This window comes from Mesorhizobium sp. LNJC394B00 (assembly GCF_000502555.1).
Lineage (GTDB): Bacteria > Pseudomonadota > Alphaproteobacteria > Rhizobiales > Rhizobiaceae > Mesorhizobium.
Genome location: NZ_AYWH01000002.1, coordinates 189,392 through 211,162 on the forward strand (window position 1 = coordinate 189,392; position 21,771 = coordinate 211,162).

Annotated in this window: 23 protein-coding genes; 5 read left to right on the forward strand and 18 right to left on the reverse strand. The window is 63.0% G+C overall.

Annotated features, from left to right (window positions below; translation table 11 throughout):
• Positions 1 to 7: 7 nt before the first annotated feature.
• Positions 8 to 895, reverse strand: coding sequence for a sugar phosphate isomerase/epimerase (locus X751_RS158205; RefSeq protein WP_023669836.1), 888 nt, complete (start codon positions 893 to 895; stop codon positions 8 to 10).
• Positions 896 to 1,294: 399 nt separating this feature from the next.
• Here X751_RS158205 and X751_RS158200 point away from each other — a divergent pair, with 399 nt between their 5' ends.
• The 3 genes from X751_RS158200 to X751_RS158190 all read left to right on the forward strand — a co-directional run bounded on the left by X751_RS158200 (position 1,295) and on the right by X751_RS158190 (position 4,533).
• Entirely contained in the window at positions 1,295 to 2,350 is a 1,056-nt protein-coding gene (locus X751_RS158200; protein WP_023744061.1) for a sugar phosphate isomerase/epimerase, read from the forward strand.
• A gap of 18 nt (positions 2,351 to 2,368) precedes the next feature.
• On the forward strand, positions 2,369 to 3,556 hold the full coding sequence (locus tag X751_RS158195; RefSeq protein WP_023744062.1) for a Gfo/Idh/MocA family oxidoreductase: 1,188 nt from the start codon (positions 2,369 to 2,371) through the stop codon (positions 3,554 to 3,556).
• A gap of 125 nt (positions 3,557 to 3,681) precedes the next feature.
• Complete coding sequence (locus X751_RS158190; protein WP_023683013.1) at positions 3,682 to 4,533, forward strand: sugar phosphate isomerase/epimerase; 852 nt, start codon at positions 3,682 to 3,684, stop codon at positions 4,531 to 4,533.
• A gap of 80 nt (positions 4,534 to 4,613) precedes the next feature.
• Here the strand turns inward: X751_RS158190 and phnE (X751_RS158185) are convergent, their stop codons facing one another.
• From phnE (X751_RS158185) to X751_RS158150, 8 genes are all read right to left on the reverse strand, one after another.
• Positions 4,614 to 5,981, reverse strand: a complete 1,368-nt coding sequence (gene phnE / locus X751_RS158185; protein WP_023669832.1) for a phosphonate ABC transporter, permease protein PhnE — start codon at positions 5,979 to 5,981, stop codon at positions 4,614 to 4,616.
• Complete coding sequence (gene phnE, locus X751_RS158180) at positions 5,982 to 6,938, reverse strand: phosphonate ABC transporter, permease protein PhnE (RefSeq protein ID WP_023669831.1); 957 nt, start codon at positions 6,936 to 6,938, stop codon at positions 5,982 to 5,984.
• A 56-nt stretch (positions 6,939 to 6,994) separates the two neighbouring features.
• On the reverse strand, positions 6,995 to 7,903 hold the full coding sequence (gene phnD, locus X751_RS158175; RefSeq protein WP_023669830.1) for a phosphonate ABC transporter substrate-binding protein: 909 nt from the start codon (positions 7,901 to 7,903) through the stop codon (positions 6,995 to 6,997).
• Positions 7,904 to 8,051: 148 nt separating this feature from the next.
• On the reverse strand, positions 8,052 to 8,909 hold the full coding sequence (gene phnC, locus X751_RS158170) for a phosphonate ABC transporter ATP-binding protein (RefSeq protein WP_023669829.1): 858 nt from the start codon (positions 8,907 to 8,909) through the stop codon (positions 8,052 to 8,054).
• Between the two features lie 130 nt (positions 8,910 to 9,039).
• On the reverse strand, positions 9,040 to 9,657 hold the full coding sequence (locus X751_RS158165; protein WP_023744063.1) for a DapH/DapD/GlmU-related protein: 618 nt from the start codon (positions 9,655 to 9,657) through the stop codon (positions 9,040 to 9,042).
• Positions 9,654 to 10,361: a phosphonate C-P lyase system protein PhnL gene (gene phnL, locus X751_RS158160; RefSeq protein ID WP_023669827.1), complete on the reverse strand. Its 708-nt coding sequence runs from the start codon at positions 10,359 to 10,361 to the stop codon at positions 9,654 to 9,656. The genes X751_RS158165 and phnL overlap by 4 nt, the downstream gene beginning before the upstream one ends.
• 208 nt (positions 10,362 to 10,569) lie before the next feature.
• Positions 10,570 to 11,346 (reverse strand): phosphonate C-P lyase system protein PhnK, encoded by a 777-nt coding sequence (phnK, locus tag X751_RS158155; protein ID WP_023744064.1) that lies wholly within the window; start codon positions 11,344 to 11,346, stop codon positions 10,570 to 10,572.
• Positions 11,343 to 12,242, reverse strand: coding sequence for an alpha-D-ribose 1-methylphosphonate 5-phosphate C-P-lyase PhnJ (locus X751_RS158150; RefSeq protein ID WP_023726432.1), 900 nt, complete (start codon positions 12,240 to 12,242; stop codon positions 11,343 to 11,345). Before X751_RS158150 ends, phnK begins: the two co-directional genes overlap by 4 nt.
• A gap of 65 nt (positions 12,243 to 12,307) precedes the next feature.
• Between X751_RS158150 and X751_RS158145 the strand changes: the two genes are divergently transcribed.
• A complete protein-coding gene (locus X751_RS158145) occupies positions 12,308 to 12,526 on the forward strand; it encodes a hypothetical protein (protein WP_023699000.1) in 219 nt (72 codons plus the stop codon).
• Positions 12,527 to 12,528: 2 nt separating this feature from the next.
• Here X751_RS158145 and X751_RS158140 read toward each other — a convergent pair whose 3' ends face one another.
• Genes X751_RS158140 through phnG form a run of 3 tightly spaced genes read right to left on the reverse strand, consistent with a single transcriptional unit; the run spans position 12,529 to position 14,714 of the window.
• On the reverse strand, positions 12,529 to 13,641 hold the full coding sequence (locus X751_RS158140) for a carbon-phosphorus lyase complex subunit PhnI (RefSeq protein ID WP_023744065.1): 1,113 nt from the start codon (positions 13,639 to 13,641) through the stop codon (positions 12,529 to 12,531).
• On the reverse strand, positions 13,642 to 14,253 hold the full coding sequence (phnH, locus tag X751_RS158135) for a phosphonate C-P lyase system protein PhnH (RefSeq protein ID WP_023744066.1): 612 nt from the start codon (positions 14,251 to 14,253) through the stop codon (positions 13,642 to 13,644).
• Entirely contained in the window at positions 14,253 to 14,714 is a 462-nt protein-coding gene (phnG, locus tag X751_RS158130; RefSeq protein ID WP_023744067.1) for a phosphonate C-P lyase system protein PhnG, read from the reverse strand. The genes phnH and phnG overlap by 1 nt, the downstream gene beginning before the upstream one ends.
• Before the next feature lie 97 nt (positions 14,715 to 14,811).
• On the opposite strand from phnG, the gene phnF reads away from it, so the two are divergent.
• Positions 14,812 to 15,582 carry a phosphonate metabolism transcriptional regulator PhnF gene (gene phnF, locus X751_RS158125; protein WP_245261350.1) on the forward strand — a complete coding sequence of 257 codons (771 nt, stop codon included), beginning with the start codon at positions 14,812 to 14,814 and terminating at the stop codon, positions 15,580 to 15,582.
• A gap of 99 nt (positions 15,583 to 15,681) precedes the next feature.
• On the opposite strand, the gene X751_RS158120 is transcribed toward phnF, so the two are convergent.
• The 6 genes from X751_RS158120 to X751_RS158095 form a co-directional block, all read right to left on the reverse strand.
• Complete coding sequence (locus X751_RS158120; protein WP_023744069.1) at positions 15,682 to 16,701, reverse strand: zinc-binding alcohol dehydrogenase family protein; 1,020 nt, start codon at positions 16,699 to 16,701, stop codon at positions 15,682 to 15,684.
• A 74-nt stretch (positions 16,702 to 16,775) separates the two neighbouring features.
• On the reverse strand, positions 16,776 to 17,741 hold the full coding sequence (locus X751_RS158115) for an ABC transporter permease (RefSeq protein ID WP_023683015.1): 966 nt from the start codon (positions 17,739 to 17,741) through the stop codon (positions 16,776 to 16,778).
• A 23-nt stretch (positions 17,742 to 17,764) separates the two neighbouring features.
• Positions 17,765 to 19,288: a sugar ABC transporter ATP-binding protein gene (locus X751_RS158110; protein ID WP_023744070.1), complete on the reverse strand. Its 1,524-nt coding sequence runs from the start codon at positions 19,286 to 19,288 to the stop codon at positions 17,765 to 17,767.
• A 147-nt stretch (positions 19,289 to 19,435) separates the two neighbouring features.
• On the reverse strand, positions 19,436 to 20,428 hold the full coding sequence (locus X751_RS158105) for an ABC transporter substrate-binding protein (RefSeq protein WP_023744071.1): 993 nt from the start codon (positions 20,426 to 20,428) through the stop codon (positions 19,436 to 19,438).
• A 12-nt stretch (positions 20,429 to 20,440) separates the two neighbouring features.
• Positions 20,441 to 20,656, reverse strand: a complete 216-nt coding sequence (locus tag X751_RS158100) for a hypothetical protein (RefSeq protein ID WP_023669815.1) — start codon at positions 20,654 to 20,656, stop codon at positions 20,441 to 20,443.
• A gap of 73 nt (positions 20,657 to 20,729) precedes the next feature.
• On the reverse strand, positions 20,730 to 21,728 hold the full coding sequence (locus X751_RS158095; protein ID WP_023744072.1) for an aldo/keto reductase: 999 nt from the start codon (positions 21,726 to 21,728) through the stop codon (positions 20,730 to 20,732).
• Positions 21,729 to 21,771: the final 43 nt, after the last annotated feature.

Consider the following 21,771-nt stretch of genomic DNA (forward strand, 5'->3'; position numbering starts at 1 on the left):
CGATCGGCTACTTGATCAGCGGCAGCAGCGTTTCGGCCGTGATGCGCATCTGGTCGGTGTAGAATTTCTCCGTCAGCACGCTGGAGCCGTGATCCTGGATGAACTTCAGCTGTTCGGGAGAAATGTCGACCGGATTCCGGTCGACCATGTCGGGATAGGGCGCGGCGGGTGTGCGGTCGACGGGCGCGACGAATTCGTTGGTCAGCGCGCCGTCATAGCCGACTTCCTTCAGCGTCTGCACGATCCGTGGCCAATCGATCTGGCCAAGGCCGGCGGCAAAGCGGTTGTTGTCGGCGACGTGGAAGTCGAACAGCCGTTTGCCGACCTGACGGATCGCGTCATGGACGTTAAATTCTTCCATATGGATGTGATAGGCGTCGAGGCAGACGCCGCATTCGGGGCTGACCGCATCGGCCAGGGCCAACGCCTGCGCGCCGCGGTTGAACAGATAGGTCTCGAAGCGGTTGAGCGGCTCGACCGCGATCTTGACGCCGACCTTCTTGGCATGGGTGAAGCATTCGCGGGTGGCGTCGACCACCCACTTCCATTCCTCTTCCTCGGTGCCGTCCGGCACCACTTTGCCGACGGTCGCGGGCACCAGCGTTATGATCTCGCCATCAAGTTCGCTGACCATGGTCAGCACGTCCTTGACGTACTGCACCGAGCGTTCGCGCTGGCCCTGGTCCCTGGCGGCAAGGTTGCGTTCGCCCAGCATCAGCGTCACCGACCCCCAGCAGCGGATGCCGTATTCTTTCAGCAGCGCGCGGGTCTCCTTGGTCTTGTATTGCTCGGGCTCGCCGGAAATCTCGATCGACTCGTAGCCGAATTTCTTGATGCGCTTCAGCGTCACCTCCAACGGTTCCGCGCGCATCCAGTTGTGCGTCGAAAGATGCATGGTCTATCCTTCCCAGAATTCGTCTGTGCCAGTTCGCCTGCGATGCGCCCCACAAGGCGCGTCGCGTGTTTCCTCCCCAAGGCGCTCCAGCGTTTTTGCGCAACTGGTTCGACCAATTGGGCCCTAATGGAGGTCTACAGCAATTTTTGTCGCGCGGCAAGAACCGCCGCCATGCGATATCGGCATCTGTGTACCGTATTGATTATGCTGGTATATATCGCCAAAAATGGAATGCCCTGGCAGCTTTGCGCGTGAGTCAAATGGCTTGACCGATTTTCGGTATTTGGTAATACCAGAATGCCGATACGAGAATGCACATCGCAAGAGACCAAAGAGGCTGGCCCTGCTTTCATCAGGCGCTATGCTTGGTCCTTGGAAAAATGAATTGGGAGGATGCCGATGCCGTCGACAATGAAGGGTCCGGGGCTGTTTCTGGCGCAGTTCGCGGGGGATACCGCGCCGTTCAATTCGCTGGCCTCGATCACCAAATGGGCGGCCGGTCTCGGTTACAAGGGCGTGCAGATCCCGACCTGGGATGCACGCCTGTTCGACCTCAAGAAGGCGGCATCTTCCAAGACCTATTGCGACGAGGTGAAAGGCATCTGCGCGGATGCCGGCGTCGAGATCACCGAACTGTCGACGCATCTTCAAGGGCAGCTGGTGGCGGTGCACCCGGCCTATGATGCCCAGTTCGACGGCTTTGCACCGCCTGCGGTGCACAACAACCCCAAGGCCAGGCAGAAATGGGCGGTCGAACAGATGGAGTTCGGCGCCAAGGCCTCGAAGAATCTTGGCCTGAAAGCCTCGGTGACGTTTTCCGGCGCTCTGGCCTTCCCGTATCTCTATCCCTGGCCACAGCGGCCGGCCGGGCTGATCGAGGAGGCCTTTGCCGAACTCGGCAAGCGCTGGAAGCCGATCCTCGACGTCTATGACGAGAACGGCGTCGATGTCGGCTATGAGATCCATCCTGGCGAGGACATCTTCGACGGCGCCACGTTCGAAATGTTCCTCGATGCGGTTGGCGGCCACAAGCGCTGCAACATCAACTACGACCCATCGCATTTCCTTTTGCAGCAGCTCGACTATCTCGAATTCATCGACATCTATCACGAGCGGATCAAGGCCTTCCATGCCAAGGATGCCGAGTTCAATCCGACGGGGCGGCAAGGCGTCTATTCCGGCTATCAGAGCTGGACCAATCGCGCCGGCCGCTTCCGCTCGCTTGGCGACGGGCAGGTCGATTTCGGCGGCATCTTCTCCAAGCTTACCCAGTATGGCTACGATTCCTGGGCGGTGCTGGAGTGGGAGTGTTGCCTCAAGCATCCGGAGGACGGCGCGGCCGAAGGCGCGCCCTTCATCCAGCACCACATTATCCGGGTGACGGAAAAGGCCTTTGATGATTTCGCCGGCGGCACCACCGACAAGAAGATGCTGCGCGCCATGATGGGTATTTGAGACAAGCAGGAGAAAGACATGGTCGGCGCATCGAATTCGGAAGCGGGGGGCGGCCCGATCCGCTATGGTATGGTCGGCGGCGGCCAAGGCGCCTTCATCGGCGCGGTGCATCGGATCGCGGCGCGCATGGACAATGACTTCGTGCTGGTGGCCGGCGCCCTGTCGGCCAATCCCGAGCGCGCCAAGGCTTCCGCCGCCGAACTCGGTCTCGACCCGGCGCGCAGCTACGCCTCCTATGCCGAGATGGCCAAGGCCGAGGCCAAGCGCCCGGACGGCATCGAGGCGGTGGCGATCGTCACCCCCAACAATGTGCACGTGCCGGCGGCCAAGGTCTTCCTCGAGGCGGGCATCCACGTCATCTGCGACAAGCCGCTGGCGACGACTTTGGCCGAGGCCAAGAAGCTCGCGGCCGTGGTTGAAAAGACCGGCAAGGTGTTCGTGCTGACGCACAATTACACTGCCTATCCGATGATCCGGCAGGCGCGCGAGATGGTGGCCAAGGGGCAGCTTGGCGACATCCGCATCGTTCAGTCCGAGTACCCGCAGGACTGGCTGACCGAAGATCTTGCCGCCACCGGCCAGAAGCAGGCGGCGTGGCGCTCCGACCCCAAGCAGGCGGGCGCGGGCGGCGCGCTCGGCGACATCGGCACGCACGCCTACAATCTGGCGCGCTTCGTCTCGGGTCTGGAGCTCGATTCCCTGTCGGCCGATCTCGACGCTTTCGTGCCGGGGCGGCTGCTCGACGACAATGTCAATGTCATGCTGCGCTTCAAGCCGGTCGGCAAGGTGCATCCGGCCAAGGGCATGATCTGGGCGAGCCAGGTGGCGCCGGGCCACGAGAACGGGCTGAAGCTGCGCATCTATGGCTCTAAAGGCGGGCTGGAATGGGTGCAGGCCGATCCGAACTATCTCTGGTACACGCCGTTCGGCCAGCCCAAGCAGTTGCTCACCCGCAACGGCGCCGGCGCGCTGCCAGTTGCGGGACGCGTCAGCCGCGTTCCGTCTGGCCATCCGGAAGGCTATCTCGAAGGCTTCGCCAACATCTACCAGGAGGCGGCGCGGGCGATCCGCGCGGCACGCAAGAAGGGCGGCAAGCCGGGCAAGGACGTGGTGTTCCCGACCATCCAGGACGGCGTCGAAGGTATGGCGTTCATCGAGGCCTGCGTTAAGTCATCGAAGAAGAACGGGGCGTGGACGAAACTTTAGGGAGCGCCGGCGCCAAGTCTCTTCTCCCTTCGGGGAGAAGGTGGCCGCGAAGCGGCCGAATGAGGGCGCATGGTGCGAGATGCGAAAGAAACCAGCGCGCGCCGTCAAACGGGGAGGGGCTGTCGATGAAAATCGGCATGTGCATGTTTTTGTGGACGACTTCCGTGTCTAAGAAACACGAGCCGTTGCTGCGCGACATCAAGGCGACCGGCTTCGACGGCGTCGAGATACCGATCTTCTCAGGCACGCCAGAGGACTACAAGAACCTTGGCGATCTGCTCGACCGCATCGGGTTGGAGCGCACGGCTGTTACGGCGATGGGCGACCCGGCGATGAATCTGATTTCGCCGGATGCCGCGACCCGCAAGGCCGGCATCGGCTACATGAAATGGGCGATCGATTGCGCCCAGGCGCTCGGCGCGAGTACGCTGAGCGGGCCGCTGCATTCGACGCTCGGCGCCTTCTCCGGCAGCGGGCCGACCGCTGCCGAGAAGAAGCGCTCGATCGCCTCGCAGCGCGCCATTGGCGATCATGCCGGCAAGCGGAACGTTACCATCGGGTTGGAGGCGCTCAACCGTTTCGAGTGCTATCTGCTGAACACGATGGCCGATCTGTCCGAGCACGTCGATGCCATCGACCGGCCGCACATCAAGGCGATGTACGACACCTTCCACGCCAATATCGAGGAAGCCGACCCGATCGGCGCCTACATGAAGCACCGGCGGAATGTCGTGCACATCCACATTTCGGAGAACGATCGCGGCGTGCCGGGGCGCGGGAACATTCCGTGGAAAGAGACTTTCGCGGCCATCCGCAAGAGCGGCTATGACGACTGGCTGACGATCGAGGCGTTTGGCAGATCGCTGAAGGATCTGGCGGCGGCGACCAAGGTGTGGCGGGATTTTTCCGAGACGCCGGAAGCGGTTTATCGCGAGGGATACAGGCATATCAGGGATGGGTGGAAGCGGGCGGCTTAGCCGCGCCGCCCAAGGAGTGCTGCGTTCCTTCACACCCCCCACTGTCCGGCAGGACAGAGGGGGGTGCTGTCCCTCGCACGTCACCCCTCCTCGGCCTGCATCCTGTTGTAATCATGGATGGTCCGGCTGAGCCGGCGCCTCAGGAAATTCGAGATGTTGTCGAACACAAACACGACGAGCAGGATCAGCAGCACCATGTAGAAGACGTTGGCCCAGTTGGAATTGGTGCGCATGGCTTCCCAGAGTTTCAGGCCGATGCCGCCAGCGCCGACGGCGCCGATGATGGTGGCGCCTCTTGTGTTGGATTCCCACTGGTAGAGCGTCTGGCTGATGAAGACCGGGATCACTTCCGGCATGACCCCATAGCGCTGCACCAGCAGGCCGTTGGCGCCGGTCGACTTGATGCCCTCGCGCGGTTTGTCGTCGATGTTTTCCAGGCTTTCCGAATAGATTTTGCCGAGCGTGCCTATTTCGGTGAAGAAGATCGCGGCGCTGCCGGCGAGCGGTCCCGGGCCGAAGGCGCGGGTGAAGAACAGCGCCCAGATCAGCATGTCGACCGATCGCATGAAATCGAAGAAGCGCTTGAGCACCTGGCCGAACAATCCGCTCGGCGTGATGTTGCGGGCGGCGAAGAAGGCGAGCGGGAAGGCGACGAGGCCGCCGAGCAAGGTGCCGAGAAAGGCCATGACGATGGTCTGCAGCAGTTTCGTCCAGACGTCGCCATGCTGCCACTGCGCATTGTTCCAGATGTTGTCGCCGGCGAGCGCGAGGTTCGAGGTGCCAGGCTTAAGTTCCGGTCCGGACCAGATCAGCGAGATCACTTCACTGGCCGATTTGCCGAAGAAGGGCGAGCGCGTGTCGAAGACGAAATTTGCCCAGCCGAGGAAGCGCTTGCGGACCTTGACGCGATCGACGGTGACGCGCACTTCGCCGACAAAGCCCATCCTGGCGACGATCTCGTCGTCATGCGCGGTGATCCAGCCAGGCACCGGACCTGTAATTACCGGCTTACCGCTGGTCAGCGCCACCGGCACCATCTCGCCATTGGCGACGATCGTCGCTTTGGTCTTGTCGAAGGTGACGGACCTGGCCGCGCCATCGATCAGGACGGTGAAGGTGCCATCCGCGTTCTTGACAACCCAGTCGGGATCTGGGTTCTCGCCGAGTGCTGAAAACCGCGGGTATTTCGGCGTGATTTCAGGCTGGTCGAGGCGGAATTCAGGCTGCAGATCGTAGCTGATCCATTGCGTCAGGAAGAGCGGCAGGCGCTCCCAATGCGAGTCGCGCATCACCTGCGGCAGGTTGAAAAACCACAAGGCGTAAACGAGGTAGAGCAGGATGCCGCCGAACAGGAACAGCGGCGCGAATCGCTTGTAGGCCGGCCGCCGAAAGATTTGCGGATAGCGTTCCTCGATCGACTGGACCTGATCAGTGGTCAAAGCGGTCATTTAAGCGCTCATCAGAAAAGCTTGCTCGCCGACCAGCTTGCGGCGCAGCCAGGCGGAGAACTGGTCGACGATGAAGATCGTCGTGAACAACAGCAGCACCAACGCCACCGTCTTGGCGCCGAAACCGCGCGATATCGAGAGCTTCAGTTCCTCGCCGATACCGCCGCCGCCGACGGCGCCGATAATGGTCGAGGCCCGCACGTTGATCTCGACGCGCAGCAATGTGTAGGACATGAAATTGGGCAGCACCTGCGGCAGGTCGGCGAAGCGCACGCGCTCGAACCAGTTGCCGCCGACCGCTCTCAGGCCCTCTTCGGCGCGCATGTCGATGTTCTCGTTGATTTCATAGAACAGCTTGCCGAGCGCGCCGATCGAATGCAGGCCGATGGCGATGATGGCTGCGATCGGCCCGGTCGAGACAATGGCGGCGAACAGGCCGGCAATGACGATTTCGGGAAAGGCGCGCAGCAATTCCATGAAGCGCTTGACGACGAGCCGCAGCGCCGGATGCGGCGTCAGGTTGCGCGCGGCGATGAACGAAAACGGCACGGCGAAGATGAAACCGATGAAAGTCGAGACCAGCGCCACGTTGAGTGTGGTCAGCATCAGCTCGAAATATTCGGGGATGTAGAAGCCGCCCCAGACATAGACGCGGCCGAGCGGGAAGTTGAACTCCTGGGTGCCGGTGTCATGCGGCGAGGCGATGTCGAACAGCGCCCGCCAGACGTCGTTCCAGTCCTTCGGGATCAGCCAGCTGAGGAAGTCGAATATATGCGGCAGCCGGTCCCAGAAGTGACCGGCATTGGCCTCGTCGGCGAACCACATGCTCGACAGCGTCGCCGCCAGCAGCAGGCCGATGCCGAGGATGGTATAAAGCCGCCGCAACGATATCTGGCGCTGCCAGGCGTTGGCTACCTGCAGGGTCGCGTTGGAGCGGGCTGTTGCTGAGATGGTCATGATCGGGACATGCAAAAAGGGCGGCGTTTTTCACGTCGCCCTTTCTGATTTTGCCGTCAGCCGCCGATGGCTGCCTTACGGGCTTCGACGATGACGTTGTAGAAGTCAGGCTTGACCGGGACGTAACCGGTGAAGTCGCCGCCTTCGACGCCTTCGAAACAGGCCTTGTCCTTCTTCGGCAGGTCGGTGAAGAAGGCGGCAAGCTTGGCGGTCATGTCGTCGCCGAGCGCGGTGCGCACGACCAGCGGGCCGTTCGGGATCAGGCCCGAGCGCCAGACTTCGACGAAGTCGTTGGGGTCGACGGCGCCCTTGGCGGTGACCTTGTGGAAGGTGCCGGAGGTGTAGCCGTTCTTGAAGTCGCCGATGCCGGAGGAATCGTCAACCGCAACGTCGACCTTGCCGTCGCGAACGGCGAGGATGTTGTTTTCATGGCCGCCATTGAACTGGGTCGAGGCGAAGTAGGCGTCGTTCGAGGCGCCGGTGTCCTTCGGGATCTGGGTCAGCGGGATCAGGTAGCCCGAGGTCGAGTCCGGATCGGCGTAGCCGAGCTTCTTGCCCTTGGCCGACTTGATGTCGGTAATGCCCGAAGACTTCAGCGCCAGGCCGATGGAATAATAGCCGGTGGCGCCGTCGGTCTGCTGGGTGGTGAGGATCGGGGTGACCGCCTTCGGGTCCTTGATGTAGACGCTGGCGTAGCCGGAAGCGCCGAGTTCGGCGAAGTCGAGCGTGCCGCCGAGCAGGCCCTGGATGACGCCGTCATAGTCGGCGGCGGGGAACAGCGAGACCTTTTCGAAGCCGAATTCGGTCTTCAGGTGATCGGCCAGGCACTGATAGTTGCGCAGGCGGTCGGTTTCGTTCTCTCCGCCGAGGATGCCGACGCGGAATTCCTTGAGGTCGGCCGCATGCGCGGCGCTGGTTGCCATGGCGAGCGCCGAAACGGCGCCGAATACCATCTTCCTGAACATTTGATGTCTCTCCTGTAAGTTCCGGCCCCGCGCCGGCAGCGTTCTTGATTTTTGCAAGTGCCCTTGACGCGGGCGGTCGATCCAGTGCGGCTCAGTTTTGGTCCATGATCTTTTCCGAAAACCGGTATCCACTTTTCGGGATCATGGATCAGTACCCGGGGAATGCGGGCTCGAGCGGGCTGGCGGATGCGGCGATCTTTTGCTTGTAGGCGATGCTGGTCGAGGTGATGGCCTCGGAGATATCGACGCCGTTGCCGTCGGCGCCATAGACCAGGCGCACGGCCTCGCGGTTGAGCGCTTCCGGCGGACCGTCGAAGACGATCTTGCCGGCAGCCATGCCGATGATGCGGTTGCAATAGGTGCGGGCGGTGTCCAGCGTGTGCAGATTGGTGACGACGGTGATGCCTTCGCGCAGGTTGATGTCCTGCAGCGAGTCCATCACCACCTTGGCGTTGAGCGGGTCGAGCGAAGCGATCGGCTCATCGGCGAGCAGCACCTTGGGCTGCTGCATCATGGCGCGGGCAATGGCGACGCGCTGCTGCTGGCCGCCAGACAGCGTGCCGGCTGGCTGCAGTGCGGTGCGGGCGATGTCGAGGCGCTCGAGTGCTGCAATCGCCTCAGCGCATTCGGCGCGGGTAAACATGCCGAGCAGGTTGGAAAAGGTCGAGCGATGATTGAGACGGCCGAGCAGCACATTGGTCAGCACATCGAGGCGCGGCACCAGGTTGAACTGCTGGAAGATCATGGCGCAGTCGCGCTGCCAGCGTCGCAGCGGCGAGCCACGCAGCCGCGAGACCTCGGCACCGTCAAAAAAAATCGATCCCTGGCTGGGGTCGATGAGACGGTTGATCATGCGAAGGAGGGTGGATTTGCCGGCGCCGGAACGACCGATGATGCCGACCATCTGGCCCTGCGGGATCGACAGGTCGATGGCGCTGACGGCGGTGTTCTTGCCAAATCGGCGCGAGACGCCGCGGATTTCGAGCGTGGCAGGGGTCGATAACATCGAAGAGTTCCAGACCTGAATTGATCGTCTGGTTCTCGCCTAGCGCAGCGACATGAACCTGCCATGTCATCACGATGTCAGTTTTGTTACGCTCCACAGCCGTGCGGCAAGTGGGGGTGATCGCACCCGATCAGGCGCCGTATTTCTCGAGGAACGCGTCTGCCTCGAGTACGCGAAAATCGTCGAGCGCGGCGCGCAGCCTGGCGTGGTCCCAGTCCCACCAGGCGAGCGCCTGGTAGCGTTCGGCCTTGCGGCGATCGAAACGCTCGCGGATCGGCTTGGCTGGCACCCCGCCAACGATGGTGTAGGGCGCGACATCCTTCGACACCACAGCGCCGGCGCCTACGGCAGCACCATCGCCGACGGTGACGCCGGGCAGGATGGTCGAGCCGTGGCCGAGCCAGGTGTCGTGGCCGATGGAGACGCGTTTGGCGCGGCGCTGGGCGAAGAATTCTGTTTCGTGCTCGGCGTCGTCCCAATAGTCGGAGGCGCGATAGGTGAAGTGATGCAGCGTCGGCCGCCAGGTCGGGTGGTTTGTGGCGTTGATGCGCACGGCGGCGGCTATGTTGGAGAACTTGCCGATGGTCGCGCACCAGACGACGCAGTCCTGCATGATGTAGGAATAGTCGCCGAGGATGCTTTCGGACACGCGGCTGCGGTCGGCGATCTCTGTCCAGCGCCCCAATGTCGAGTTCTCGACCTGCGCCGTGGCGTGGACCAACGGCGCTTCCGATAGTTTCCTGCTCATGCAGCGATTTTTCCGGCGGCGAAAGAGGTCACGTCGATGATGCGATCGGCGACGGCGTCACGCACATCCGGGTCATGGAAGATGCCGAGCAAGGCGACACCGCCGGCCTTCTTGGCGGCGATCAACGCAACCACAACGTCGCGGTTTTTCGAATCGAGCGAAGCTGTCGGCTCGTCGAGCAGCAAGACCGGATGCTCGGTGATGAAGCCGCGCGCGATATTGACGCGCTGCTGCTCACCTCCCGAGAAAGTCGCCGGCGGCAGCGCCCAGAGCTTTTCCGGCAAATTGAGCTGCCCCAGCAAGGTGCGTGCTTTTTTCCGCGCGCTCTCGCGGTCCTCGCCGCGTTCGACCAGCGGCTCGGCGACCACGTCGAGCGCGGAGACGCGCGGCACGGTGCGCAGGAACTGGCTGACATAGCCGATCGTCTGGCGGCGCACGGAAAGCACCGTGCGCGGGCTGGCGATGGCGAGATCGATCAGGCCGCCCTCATGCTGAACGATGATCTGGCCTTCATCGACGGCATAATTGCCATAGAGCATTTTCAGGATCGAGCTTTTGCCGGCGCCGGAAGGCCCGCCGAGCACGGCGCATTCACCGGCCCGGATCGAGAATGAGACGCCGGCGACAACCGGCAATCTGATGCCGTCGCGCAGATGCATGGTGAAGCTTTTGGCGACGCCGGAAACAACGAGGGGCGTCGGCATCAGAAGGTTCTCCAATCGTTGTTCGTCCGCGGGCCAACACCCCCCTCTGCCTTGCCAGGCATCTCCCCCTCAAGGGGGGAGATTGGCTGTCGCGTTCGACTTCGCCATTCTTCTGCATCGTAGAAGGGGCGGGACATAAAAGCTGCTGATCTCCCCCCTTGAGGGGGAGATGGCCGGCAGGCCAGAGGGGGGTGCCTTGGCGCCATCTTCACACCTGTAGAATCGAGGAAACAAGCAATTGCGTGTAAGGCGCGCGGGGATCGTTGAGCACGCGATCCGTCAGGCCGCTTTCGACGACACGGCCGTCTTTCATCACCATAATACGCTGCGACAGAAGCCGGGCGACGGCGAGATCGTGGGTGACGACGATGGCCGCCAGGCCGAGATCGGTGACCAACCCGCGCAGCAAATCGAGCAGGCGCGCCTGCACCGAGACGTCGAGGCCGCCGGTCGGCTCGTCCATGAACACCAGCCTCGGTCCGTTGACGAGGTTGCGGGCGATTTGCAGGCGCTGGCGCATGCCGCCGGAAAAGGCGCGCGGCTCGTCGTCGATGCGGTCCTCGTCGATCTCGACGCGCGACAGCCAGTCGACGGCAGTGGCGCGGATCTTGCCGTAATGGCGGTCACCGACCGCCATTAGCCGCTCGCCGACATTGGCGCCGGCAGACACCGTCATGCGCAAGCCGTCGGCGGGGTTCTGATGAACAAAGCCCCAGTCGGTGCGCATCAGGAAGCGGCACTCGGCCTCGCTCATACGGTAGAGTTCGCGGAACTGGCCGTCGCGCATGCGGTAGCTGGCGGTGCCAGAAGATGGTAGCAGCCGCGTCGACAGGCAGTTGAGCAGCGTCGTCTTGCCGGAGCCGGATTCGCCGACGACGGCCAGAACCTCACCCGGCCACAGGTCGAAGGTGACATTCTCGCAGCCGACGCGCGAGCCGTAGAATTTGGACAGTTCGGAGACGCGCAGCAGTGGGTCGCCGGTCATTCTGCTGGCCTCATCTTTCCTGCGGTAACATGGCTTTCAGCCGCAAGGTGGCCGCGATGTCCTTCGGCGCGCCGCTTCTCGCAATGGTCGGTGTCGGAGCAGACGAACATGTGGTCGCCATGGTCGTCGAGGATGACCTCGTCGAGATAGACATTTTCCGCCGCGCACAGCGCACAGGGCAGGTCGAAGGTCTGGACCTCGAAGGGATGATCCTCGAAGTCGAGGCTGACGACATCGGTGAAGGGCGGCACGGCATAGATGCGCTTTTCGCGCCCGGCTCCGAACAGCTGCAGGGCCGGCGAACGGTGCATTTTGGGGTTGTCGAATTTCGGCGTCGGCGAGGGGTCCATGACATAGCGGCCCTCGACCTTGACCGGATAGGCATAGGTGGTGGCGATGCGGCCGTGTTTGGCAATGTCCTCGTAGAGCTTCACATGCATCAGGCCGTATTCCTCGAGCGCGTGCATTTTGCGCGTTTCGGTTTCGCGCGGCTCGAGGAAGCGCAACGGCTCGGGTATCGGCACTTGGTAGACTAGAACTTGGCCGGCGCTCAGCGGGTGTTCCGGGACGCGGTGGCGGGTCTGGATGATGGTGGCGCTGGCGGTATCGGTCGTCACCGCGACGTTGGCTACCTTCTTGAAGAAGGCGCGGATCGAGACGGCATTGGTGGTGTCGTCGGCGCCCTGGTCGATGACTTTCAGCACATCGTCCGGCCCGATAATCGAGGCGGTGACCTGCACGCCGCCAGTGCCCCAGCCATAGGGCATCGGCATTTCGCGCGAAGCGAAGGGAACCTGATAGCCAGGGATGGCGATGCCCTTGAGGATCGCCCGGCGGATCATCCTTTTGGTCTGCTCGTCGAGATAGGCGAAGTTGTAGGTGGCGATGTCGGTCATGGCGATCAAATCCACTCCCTGCTATTGCATTGACGCCCAGAAAACGGAAATAAAGGCGAAGTCGAATGACTCAGACCGGTTGGATCCAGATTGCAATTCTGCTTCTGGCGTTTGTCTGCGTGGTCGGTTTTGTACCTCGGCGCTTGTTTCTGCCTGCTTCCAGAGATGGCGCGCATGTCACAGGCGGAAACGGCAGCTACGTCGGCGGGCATAGCAGCCATTCCCATGACGGCGGCAACGGGGATGGCGGCAACGGGGGTGGCGGCAATGGCGGGGGCGATTAGGCTCATTCGGCCGCCTCCCGCGTCTCTTCCACCTTTGCAGGGTTCTCTCGAGCTTCGTATTCGGCGCGCATGCGGCGCACCAAATCGAGCTCGGCCTGGAAGTCGACATAGTGCGGCAGCTTCAAATGCTCCACGAAGCCGGTCGCCTGAACATTGTCGGAGTGCGAGATGACGAACTCCTCGTCCTGCGCGGCGGCGACGACATCTTCGCCGAGTTCCGTTGCGCGCAGCGCGCGGTCGCACAGCGCCATGGCCATCGCCTTGCGCTCGCTTTGGCCGAAGACCAGTCCGTAGCCGCGGGTGAATTGCGGCGGCGCCTTGGCCGAGCCCTTGAACTGGTTGACCATCTGGCATTCGGTGACGCGGACCTTGCCGAGCAGCACGGCGAAGGGCAGTTCCGGCACGTCGAGTTCCAGCTCGACCTCGCCGATACGCACCTCGCCGACAAAGGGGTGGTTGCGGGCATAGCCGCGCTGGGTGGAATAGCCGAGCGCCAGCAGAAACCCTTCATCGCCGCGTGACAGCGCCTGCAGGCGGATGTCGCGCGCCATCGGAAACTCAAGCGGCTCGCGGGTGATGTCGCCGGGGACATGGTCCTGCGGCATGTCGCCATCCGGCTCGATCAAGCCTTCGCGGGCGAGGATGGCCGAGACGCGCGGCATGGCCTGCGTTTCCGTCTCGCGCTGCAGCGGTTCGGCGACATCGGCGCCGGTGGCGAGTTCCGGGTCGAGCAGGCGGTGGGTGTAGTCGAAGGTAGGCCCAAGCAGCTGGCCGCCGGGCAAATCCTTGTAGGTCGCCGACACGCGCCGCTCGACCAGCATGGCGCCGGTGTCGATGGCGTTGGTGTAGCCGAAGCGCGGCAGTGTGGTGCGGTACGCGCGCACCAGGAAGATCGCCTCGATCATGTCGCCGCGCGCCTGGACTATGGCGAGTGCAGCCAGTTCCCGGTCGTAGAGCGAGCCTTCGCTCATCACCCGGTCGACGCCGAGCGCCAGCTGTTCGACGATCTGGTCGAGGCGCAGTGCCGGCACCGAACGGTCGCCGCGACGGCGGTCGGCAAGCAGGCTGTGGGCATTGGCGATTGCGGCTTCGCCGCCTTTTACCGCGACATACATTTATGCCTCCATCGTCTTGATGCGCGTCGTGCGCGGCAGGCAGGCGATGCCGTCGGGCGCCGCCAGAATGATGTCGACGCCGCGCGGAAAGCGTTGACTGTTCTGCTTCCACTGTTCGACGAAATGACGGGGCATCTGTGCCGGCGCGATGGTCGCGCTGGTTTCGATCCCGGGACCTTCGAGCAATAGCGGCGCGCCGGAGGTGAGATCGCTGACCTGCAGGATCAGTGTCGTCGAACGGTCGGGATAATCCTGCGTGCCTTGCGAAAAACCGTCGAGGGCGGCCATCTCGGCCGGCGTGCCGACCAATGCGAAATGCGCATCGGCCGGCGTGTTGGCGAGTGGCACGCCGGCGTGGAAGCCGAGCCAGGATTTGATCGCTGCCGATGCCTGCAAAGCAGGATCGAGCCAGAGCGGTGTGTCGTTGTCGCAGAGCGAAAGTGCAATGGCGCCGGCGGTTGCGGACAGCGGCGAAGGGGGGCGGGCGAAGGCAGGCAGAGGCCGCTCGCTGCCCGGCCGCGCCATGGCATCCATGACCGCGCGGAAGACCGCCTGGGCGTTGAACACCGGATCGGCGAAGCCGCCGTCGATCCATTGGGCTGCGATGTCCATCAGTCTTCTCCGCGCACCATGGTGAAGAAATCCACTTTCGTTGCCGCCGTCTCGGAGCGGCGCTTTTCGCGCGCCTCGCTTTGGGCGGCGCGCAGCGGTGCGACCAGCGCACTCTCGACCGTCTGCCGATGGGCGGGATCCTGCCAAAGTGCATCGGCGATTGCCGCAAGCTTCGCCTTCTGCCTGTCGCGGCCGAGCATGTAGCTGTGGCCGACCTGTCCGGAAGAGAGCCGGACGGTGGCGCGGGTGACGGTCACTTCACCGACATTGAAGGGCGCGCCGCCGCCGCCGATGCGGCCACGCACGGTGACCAGACCGGTTTCCGGGCCGCGCAAAAGCTCTGCTTCCGAGATCAGGCCGGCCTCATTCCACAGCCGGGCGATGTTATCGCCACTGGCCTGCGCCAACGTCGTCATGACGGCTTTGCGCTCGGCCTGGTCGCGGGCTTCCTGTCCTCGCATGGATAACTCCCTGAAATGTACATAATTTGTCTAGTGATATAGACAATTATACAAATTGTACCTATTATCTAACTTGTGTCCATGACGGGTGGATGACATGGGCGGGAGCGTGGACGAAATGGTGGCTCAAAAGGGCGCGAGCAGCATCGAACGCCGTAGCGGTGTCGCGCTGTGGCGGCAGATTGCGGACCTGATCCTGCATTCGATCGCCGCCGGCGATTTTGCCGAGAATGCCGCGCTGCCGCCGGAAATGGCCTTGGCCGAACGCTACGGCGTCAATCGCCACACGGTGCGCAGCGCCATATCGGCCCTGGTGCAGGACGGCGTGCTGCGGGCCGAGCAGGGACGCGGCACCTTCGTCTTTTCGCGCAAACGGCTGTCCTATCCGATCGGCGCGCGCACTCGGTTTTCGACCGGTCTGCAAGGGCAAACATCGGAACGGCACATCGTGCTGCTAGCTTCTACAGTTGAGTCGGCCAGTCAGCGCGTCGCCGAGGGGCTTGGTCTGGCAAGAGGGGCTGAGGTGATCCGCCTGGAGACGCGCGGCGAAGCCGATGGACGGCCGGTGTCGCGCGCCGCCGCCTGGTACGAGGCGAAGCGTTTCGCCGGCATCAATGCTGCGATGGCCGAAACCGGTTCGGTTACCGCCTCGCTCAAGCGTTTCGGCATTGACGATTATCTCAGGCAATCGACGGTGCTGTCGGCCCGCCATGCCGATGCCGCCGATCTCGCCGACCTCGATCTGCAGCCCGGCGCAATCGTGCTGGTGGCGGTCGCCGTCAACGTCACACCGGACGGCCAGCCGATCCAGTTTGCCGAAACACGGTTTCCGGCGGAGCGGGTCGAGCTGAAACTGTCGGCGCTGTAGCGGGGTCGCGCCTATTTTTCAGCGGCCTGGCGTTTTGAGGACGGAGTGGGAGTCAACCTGCGCGGGTCGTCGTCATTCGGGCCGGGACCACCTGCGATGTTATGCCCCAACCTCGATCACAGCCTTGATCAACCCCGATTTCTCATGCGCCCAGCGGGCGAGATCATCCGGCGTGCCGGCCAGCGTGGTGCGGTGGGTGACGAGTTTTGCCAGAGGCACGGCGCCGTTGCGTATCGAGGCGGCGACGTGATCGAAATCGACTTTCAGCGCGTTGCGGCTGCCGATCAATGTCATTTCGCGCTTGTGGAATTCCGGGTCGGAAAAGACGATGTCGTCCTTGACGACACTGACCAGCACGAGCGTGCCACCATGCGCGACATGTGCGAAGGCCGACTGCACCGAGGCGGTGTTGCCGGTGGCGTCGAAGACGATGTCGAACCCTTCGCCGCCGGTTGCCTCGCGCACCAGTTCGGCTGCCGCTTTTTGTGAGCCGTCGAGCGTGGCGAAGCCAAGTTCGCCTTTTGCAAAATCCAGCCGCTCCGTGCTCATGTCGAGCAGGCTGACATCGAGCCCGGCGATGCGCGCAAACAGCGCTGCGCCAAGGCCGATCGGCCCGGCGCCGATGACCAGCGTGCGGGCGCCTGGTTCGGCGCGAGCGCGCCGCACGGCATGCGCGCCGATGGCGAGGAATTCCACCGCCGCCGCATCGGCCAGCGACAAGCCGTTTGCCGGATAAAGATTCTGCGCCGGCACCAGGATCTTCTCGGCCATGGCGCCGTCGCGATGGACGCCAAGCACTTCGATCCTGAGGCAGCAATTCGGCTTGCCGTGCCGGCAGGCGATGCATTTTCCGCAAGCGAGATAGGGATTGATGATGACGGGCTCGCCCATGGCAAGGTCGACATCTTCGCCGGTCTCGACGACGGTGCCCGACACTTCATGGCCCATGATGCGGGGATAGGCAAGGAACGGGTGCTTGCCTTCGAAGATGTGGTAGTCGGTGCCGCAGATGCCGACATGGCTGACGGCGACCAGCGCCCAGCCGGCAGGCGGCGCTCCTGGCGCCGGCCGGTCTTCCAGGACAAGCTCGCCGGGCGAGCGGCAGACAACAGCTTTCATTCGGCAATTCCAGTGTTTCTCAAAAAAGGCGCCGGTCCGTTGTTAAGCAGGCCGGCGCAGAAGGTCAGGGAGAATTACTTGCCGCGACGGCGCAGCCCGTCGAAATAGACGATGATTATGATCAGCGCGCCGGTGATGATGCGCTGCCAGAACGAGTTGACGTTGAGCAGATTGGCGCCGTTGTTGATGGTGGCCAGGATGAAGGCGCCGAGCAGCGGGCCATGCACCGAGCCGACGGCGCCGAACAGCGAAGTGCCGCCGATCACCGATGAGGCGATCGCCTGCAACTCCCAACCTTCCGCCTGGGTCGGGTTGCCGATGCCGATGCGCGCCGCCAGCAGCACGCCGACGAAGGCCGCGCACAGGCCCGACAGCGTGTAGGCCATATAGATGGTGCGCTGGACATTGACGCCCGAGAGGCGCGAGGCCTCGGCATTGGATCCCACAGAGAAGAGATAGCGGCCCCAGCGGCTGTGGTGCAGGAAGATGTAGGCCGGGATACCGACCAGGATCACCATCCAGAACAGATTGGGGATGCCGACAAAGGAACTGCGCGAGAACGCGGTGAAGCTGTCGCTGTTGATGTTGATCGAATTGCCGTTGGTCATCAACAGGCCGATGCCGCGCAACGAGGTCAGCGTCGCCAGCGTGATTATGAATGGCGGCAGGCCCATCTTGACGATGCCGAAGCCGTGGAACAGGCCGATGGCAACGCCGACCAGCAGCGTCACCAGAATGGCGACCCAGATCGGGAAGCCAGCATTGATCATCATGGCGACAATGACGGTGGCGAAGCCGACCACGGCGCCGACCGAGAGGTCGATGCCGCCGGTGATGATGACGAAGGTCTGGCCGACCGCCATGATGGCGATCATCGAGCCCTGCCGCAAAAGATTGGCGATGTTGTTGGAGGAGGCGAAGCTCGGCGTCGCCACCGACAGCACGATCCAGAGCAGAACCAGCAACGCCAGAAGCGTCAGCCCGAACAGGACGTTGTAGTTCCGTTTCGGTTTTTCGATCGCGACGGTTTCGATGCTCATGGTTCCTCCCGTTTCTTGTTTTGTCAGCCGATCGCCTGCGTCAGCACGTCTTCGTGGCTAGCGGCGCGAAAACCGTGGCTCGCCACCAGTTTGCCGCGCCGGAACACGTGCAGCGTATCGGCGAGCTCGTAAACCTCGGGCAGATAGGACGAGATCAGGATGATGCCGGCGCCCTTGGACAACAGTTCCCCGAACAGGCGGTAGATCTCGGCCTTGGTGCCGACATCTACGCCGACCGTAGGCTCGTCGAAGATGAACAGCTTGGCGCCGTGCGCCAGCCATTTGCCGATGACGATCTTCTGCTGGTTGCCGCCGGACAGGCTGGAGGCCAGTGCGCCGCGTGTCGGCGTCTTGATGCGGAGGCCGGCGATCTGGCGATCGGCTTCAGCCTTTTCCTTCGTGTTCGAAATCAGCAGGTTGTTGGAGATGCGCTTGTAGATCGGCAGGTTGAGGTTGAGGCCGACCGGCAGGTTCAGGCACAGGCCCTGGTCGCGGCGGCTTTCCGGCGCCAGCGCCATGCCGAGCTTGATCGCGTCGTGCTCGGAATTGATGTGGACCGGCTTGCCTTGCCAAAGGACCTGTCCGGCCGACTTCTTGTGGCGGCCATAGAGCGTGGTGACGAACTCGCTCCGCCCGGCGCCGATCAGGCCATAGAGCCCGACGATCTCGCCGGCGCGCACCGTCATCGAGACGTCTTCGAAACCCTTGCCCGACAGGTTTTTCGCTTCAACGATCACGGCACCGGGGGTGAAATGCTCCTTATGGTAGACTTGGCCGATCGAGCGGTTGATCATCATCTTGACCAGCTCGGCGTCATTGGTCTCGGCAATGTTGCGGGTGCCGACCAGCGTGCCGTCGCGCAGCACCGAGACGCGATCGGCGAGTTCGAACACCTCTTCCATGCGATGGCTGATGTAGATGATGGTGACGCCTTCGCCCTTGAGCCTGCGGATCAGCGTGAACAGCTGGTCGGCTTCCTTGCGGGTGAGATAGGCGGTCGGCTCGTCGAAGATCAGGAATTTGGTGCCGCGCACGGTGGCGCGGGCGGCGGCGATCAGCTGCTGCTGGCCGATGGTGAGGTCACCCAGCATGACATGCGCCGGCAGGTCGAAGCCGAGACCGTCGATGATCTTCTGCGCTTCCTTGACCATGGCGCGCTGCTGCAGGATGCCGAAGCGCGAATTCTCCTCGCCGAGGAACATGTTGGCGGCGACGGTGAGATGGCGACAGAGCACGACCTCCTGATGCACGGCGTTGATGCCCAGCGCCATTGCCTCGTGCGGGGTTGCCAGCGCTGCCGGCTTGCCCTCCCAGATGACATCGCCGGAGGTGCGCGGCATGACGCCGGTCAGAAGCTTGATCAAGGTGGATTTGCCGGCGCCGTTCTCGCCGACGATGGCGTGGATCTCACCTGCCTTGAAGGCAAGGTGAACGGGCTTCAGCGCATGCGTGCCGGGATAGCGCTTTTCCAGCCCGTGCAGTTCGAGGATCGTCCTGCCGGGCGCTAGCGTTGGGGCCGGGTGCAGTTCCTGCGCCATGGGCGTCATGACAATCCTCCCAGATTGGCCTTACGATTGGCACGTCGCGATGCAGTCAAGCCGCATCGTCGAGGTGATTCAAGCCGGTGGATATTCAAGCTTGTATCCGGTGTTTCCGGGGCGCGAGGCCCCGGAAAGGATTTTTGCCTGACGGGCTCAGAGCTTCGGGTTGAGCAGGGCGTCGATCTTGGGGTCTTTCATGTTTGCCTTGGTCACCAGGTTGGCGCCGGTGTCGACATTGGCCTCGACCTTCTCGCCCTTCGAGGCGGCGAGCGCGGTCTTGATGCCGTCATAGCCCATCCGGTACGGATCCTGGACGACGAGCGCGGAAATGACGCCGTCATTGAGGAACTTGATCAGCTTCTCGTCGCTGTCGAAGCCGACCAGCGCCAGCTTACCGCCAAGGTTGTTCTCGGCGACAGCCTGACCGACGCCCTGCGCCATGATCAGGTTGGACGCGAAGATGCCCTTGAGGTTCGGGTTGGCGGTGATCAGGTCGGTGGCGATGTTGAGACCGGTCGTTGCCTGGCCGTCGGCATATTTGTCGGCGACGAGCTTGAGCCCCGGATATTTCGCGGCCAGCTGCTCGGTGAAGCCCTGCTTGCGCTGCTCCAGCGAACCGGCGCCCGGTGCGTTGGTGATCAGGGCGACGTCGCCCTCGATCTTGCCGCCATTGGCTTCGCCGATGGCTGCTGCAAGACCGTCAGCGGCGACGCGACCGCCCTGCACATTGTCGGTGGTCAGGAACGAGGTGAACGCCTTGGAGTCGGCGCCGGAGTCGATGCCGATGACCTTGACCTTGCTGGCCGCTTCATCGATCGGCTTGCCAAGCGCCTTGAATTCGGTCGGCGCGATGACGATCGCGGCCGGGTTGCCCGCGACGGCATTCTCGAGGATCGAGACCTGGCCGTTGACGTCGGTTTCAGCCTGGGCGCCGAGTTCGGGTACGTTGACGCCGAGATCCTTGCCGGCCTTGCGGGCGCCGGCCAGGACGATCTGCCAGTAGAAGGACGTGGTGTCCTTGACGATGATCGGAATGGTCACGTCCGCCGCCGAAACCGGCGCCGTGTGCAGCGTGCCGGCAAGCATCGAGGCGGCAGCTAGTGCCATCAGTGAGCGGCGGTTGAGAATGCTGGTCACGAATTTCATTAGGAATCCTCCCTAGATCGCCCGGTGAAGGTTACGGAAGCTCCATTTGGATAGGCGCGGCCCAAACAGAACTTTATCAATAAAAAACAGTTGCCGCTTTTTGATAGTGCATCGGTCCGGCCGACGCAAGCGGTGTTTCATATCGGCCTGCGCATGGCTCGGCGGGGAAACCTCCCTGCCGATCCTCAGTGCCACGTCCAGACGCTCCCGATCCTCCTTGATCATCATGGAATATTAATTCCACCGTCGAGTCAATATGGAATATTTATTCCTTCTTGAGAACCGTGATCGTGGCGTTTCGTCAGCCGAGCTCCTGCACGATGGTGTAGGGAGCGTAGCGGGCGAATTCCGCTTGCGGCACCTGGACGTCGAACAGGTCGAGGTTGCGCGTCAGGTTGGCGGGCTTGGCCGTTCCGGTCAGCACGCTGGCCACGACAGGCTCCTGCAGCGGAAACTGCAATGCAGCCGCCGCCAGCGGATATCCGCCCTCATCAGCGATTTTCTCCATCGCCCCGACACGATCGAGTATGTCCTGCGTCGCCGGCAGATAATCGAAATGCGCGCCATGCACCGGTCCGGTTGCCAGGATGCCGGAGTTGAAGACGCCGCCGATGATCAGCGAAGTCTGTCGCTCACGACACAGCGGCAGCAACTCGGCTTCAGCCGAGCGGTCGAGCAGCGAATAGCGGCTGGCCAGCAGGATGCAGTCGAGCGGCGCTTCGCGCAGCACGTCGAGGCAGATCTGCACCTCGTTGACGCCGAGCCCACAGGCGGAAATCACGCCGGACGTTTTAAGCTCTTCCAGCGCCTTCAAGCCGCCGTCCATCAGCTGGCGAAAGTGCAGCTTCGTCCTCTCGACGCCATGTGTGTAGGTGCCGATGTCGTGCACAAACAGGATGTCTATCCGGTTCAGCCCGAGCCGGGCATAGGAGAACTCGACCGAGCGCATGATGCCGTCGTACGAGTAGTCGTAGTCGAGCGCGAAAGGCAGCGGGTCGACATAGGAATGATCGGGAACCTGGTCTTCCGGCACCGGGCGGAACAGGCGGCCGACCTTGGTCGACAGCACATAGGAATCCCTCGGCTTGTAGCGCAGGAAATCGCCGGTCCGCCGCTCCGACAGGCCGAAGCCATAGAAGGGCGCGGTGTCGAAATAGCGCAGGCCGGCATCCCAGGCTGTCTGCAGCGTCTCCATCGCCGCTTCGCGCGGACAGGCCCGGTAGAGCCCGCCGATCGCCGCTCCGCCGAAGCTTATCTCAGTGACCTCGAGCGCAGTCGTGCCGATGCGGCGTTTGTCCATCCAAAGCCTCCCCTTGTGGGCAGTCGTTGCAGCCCGCTTTTTT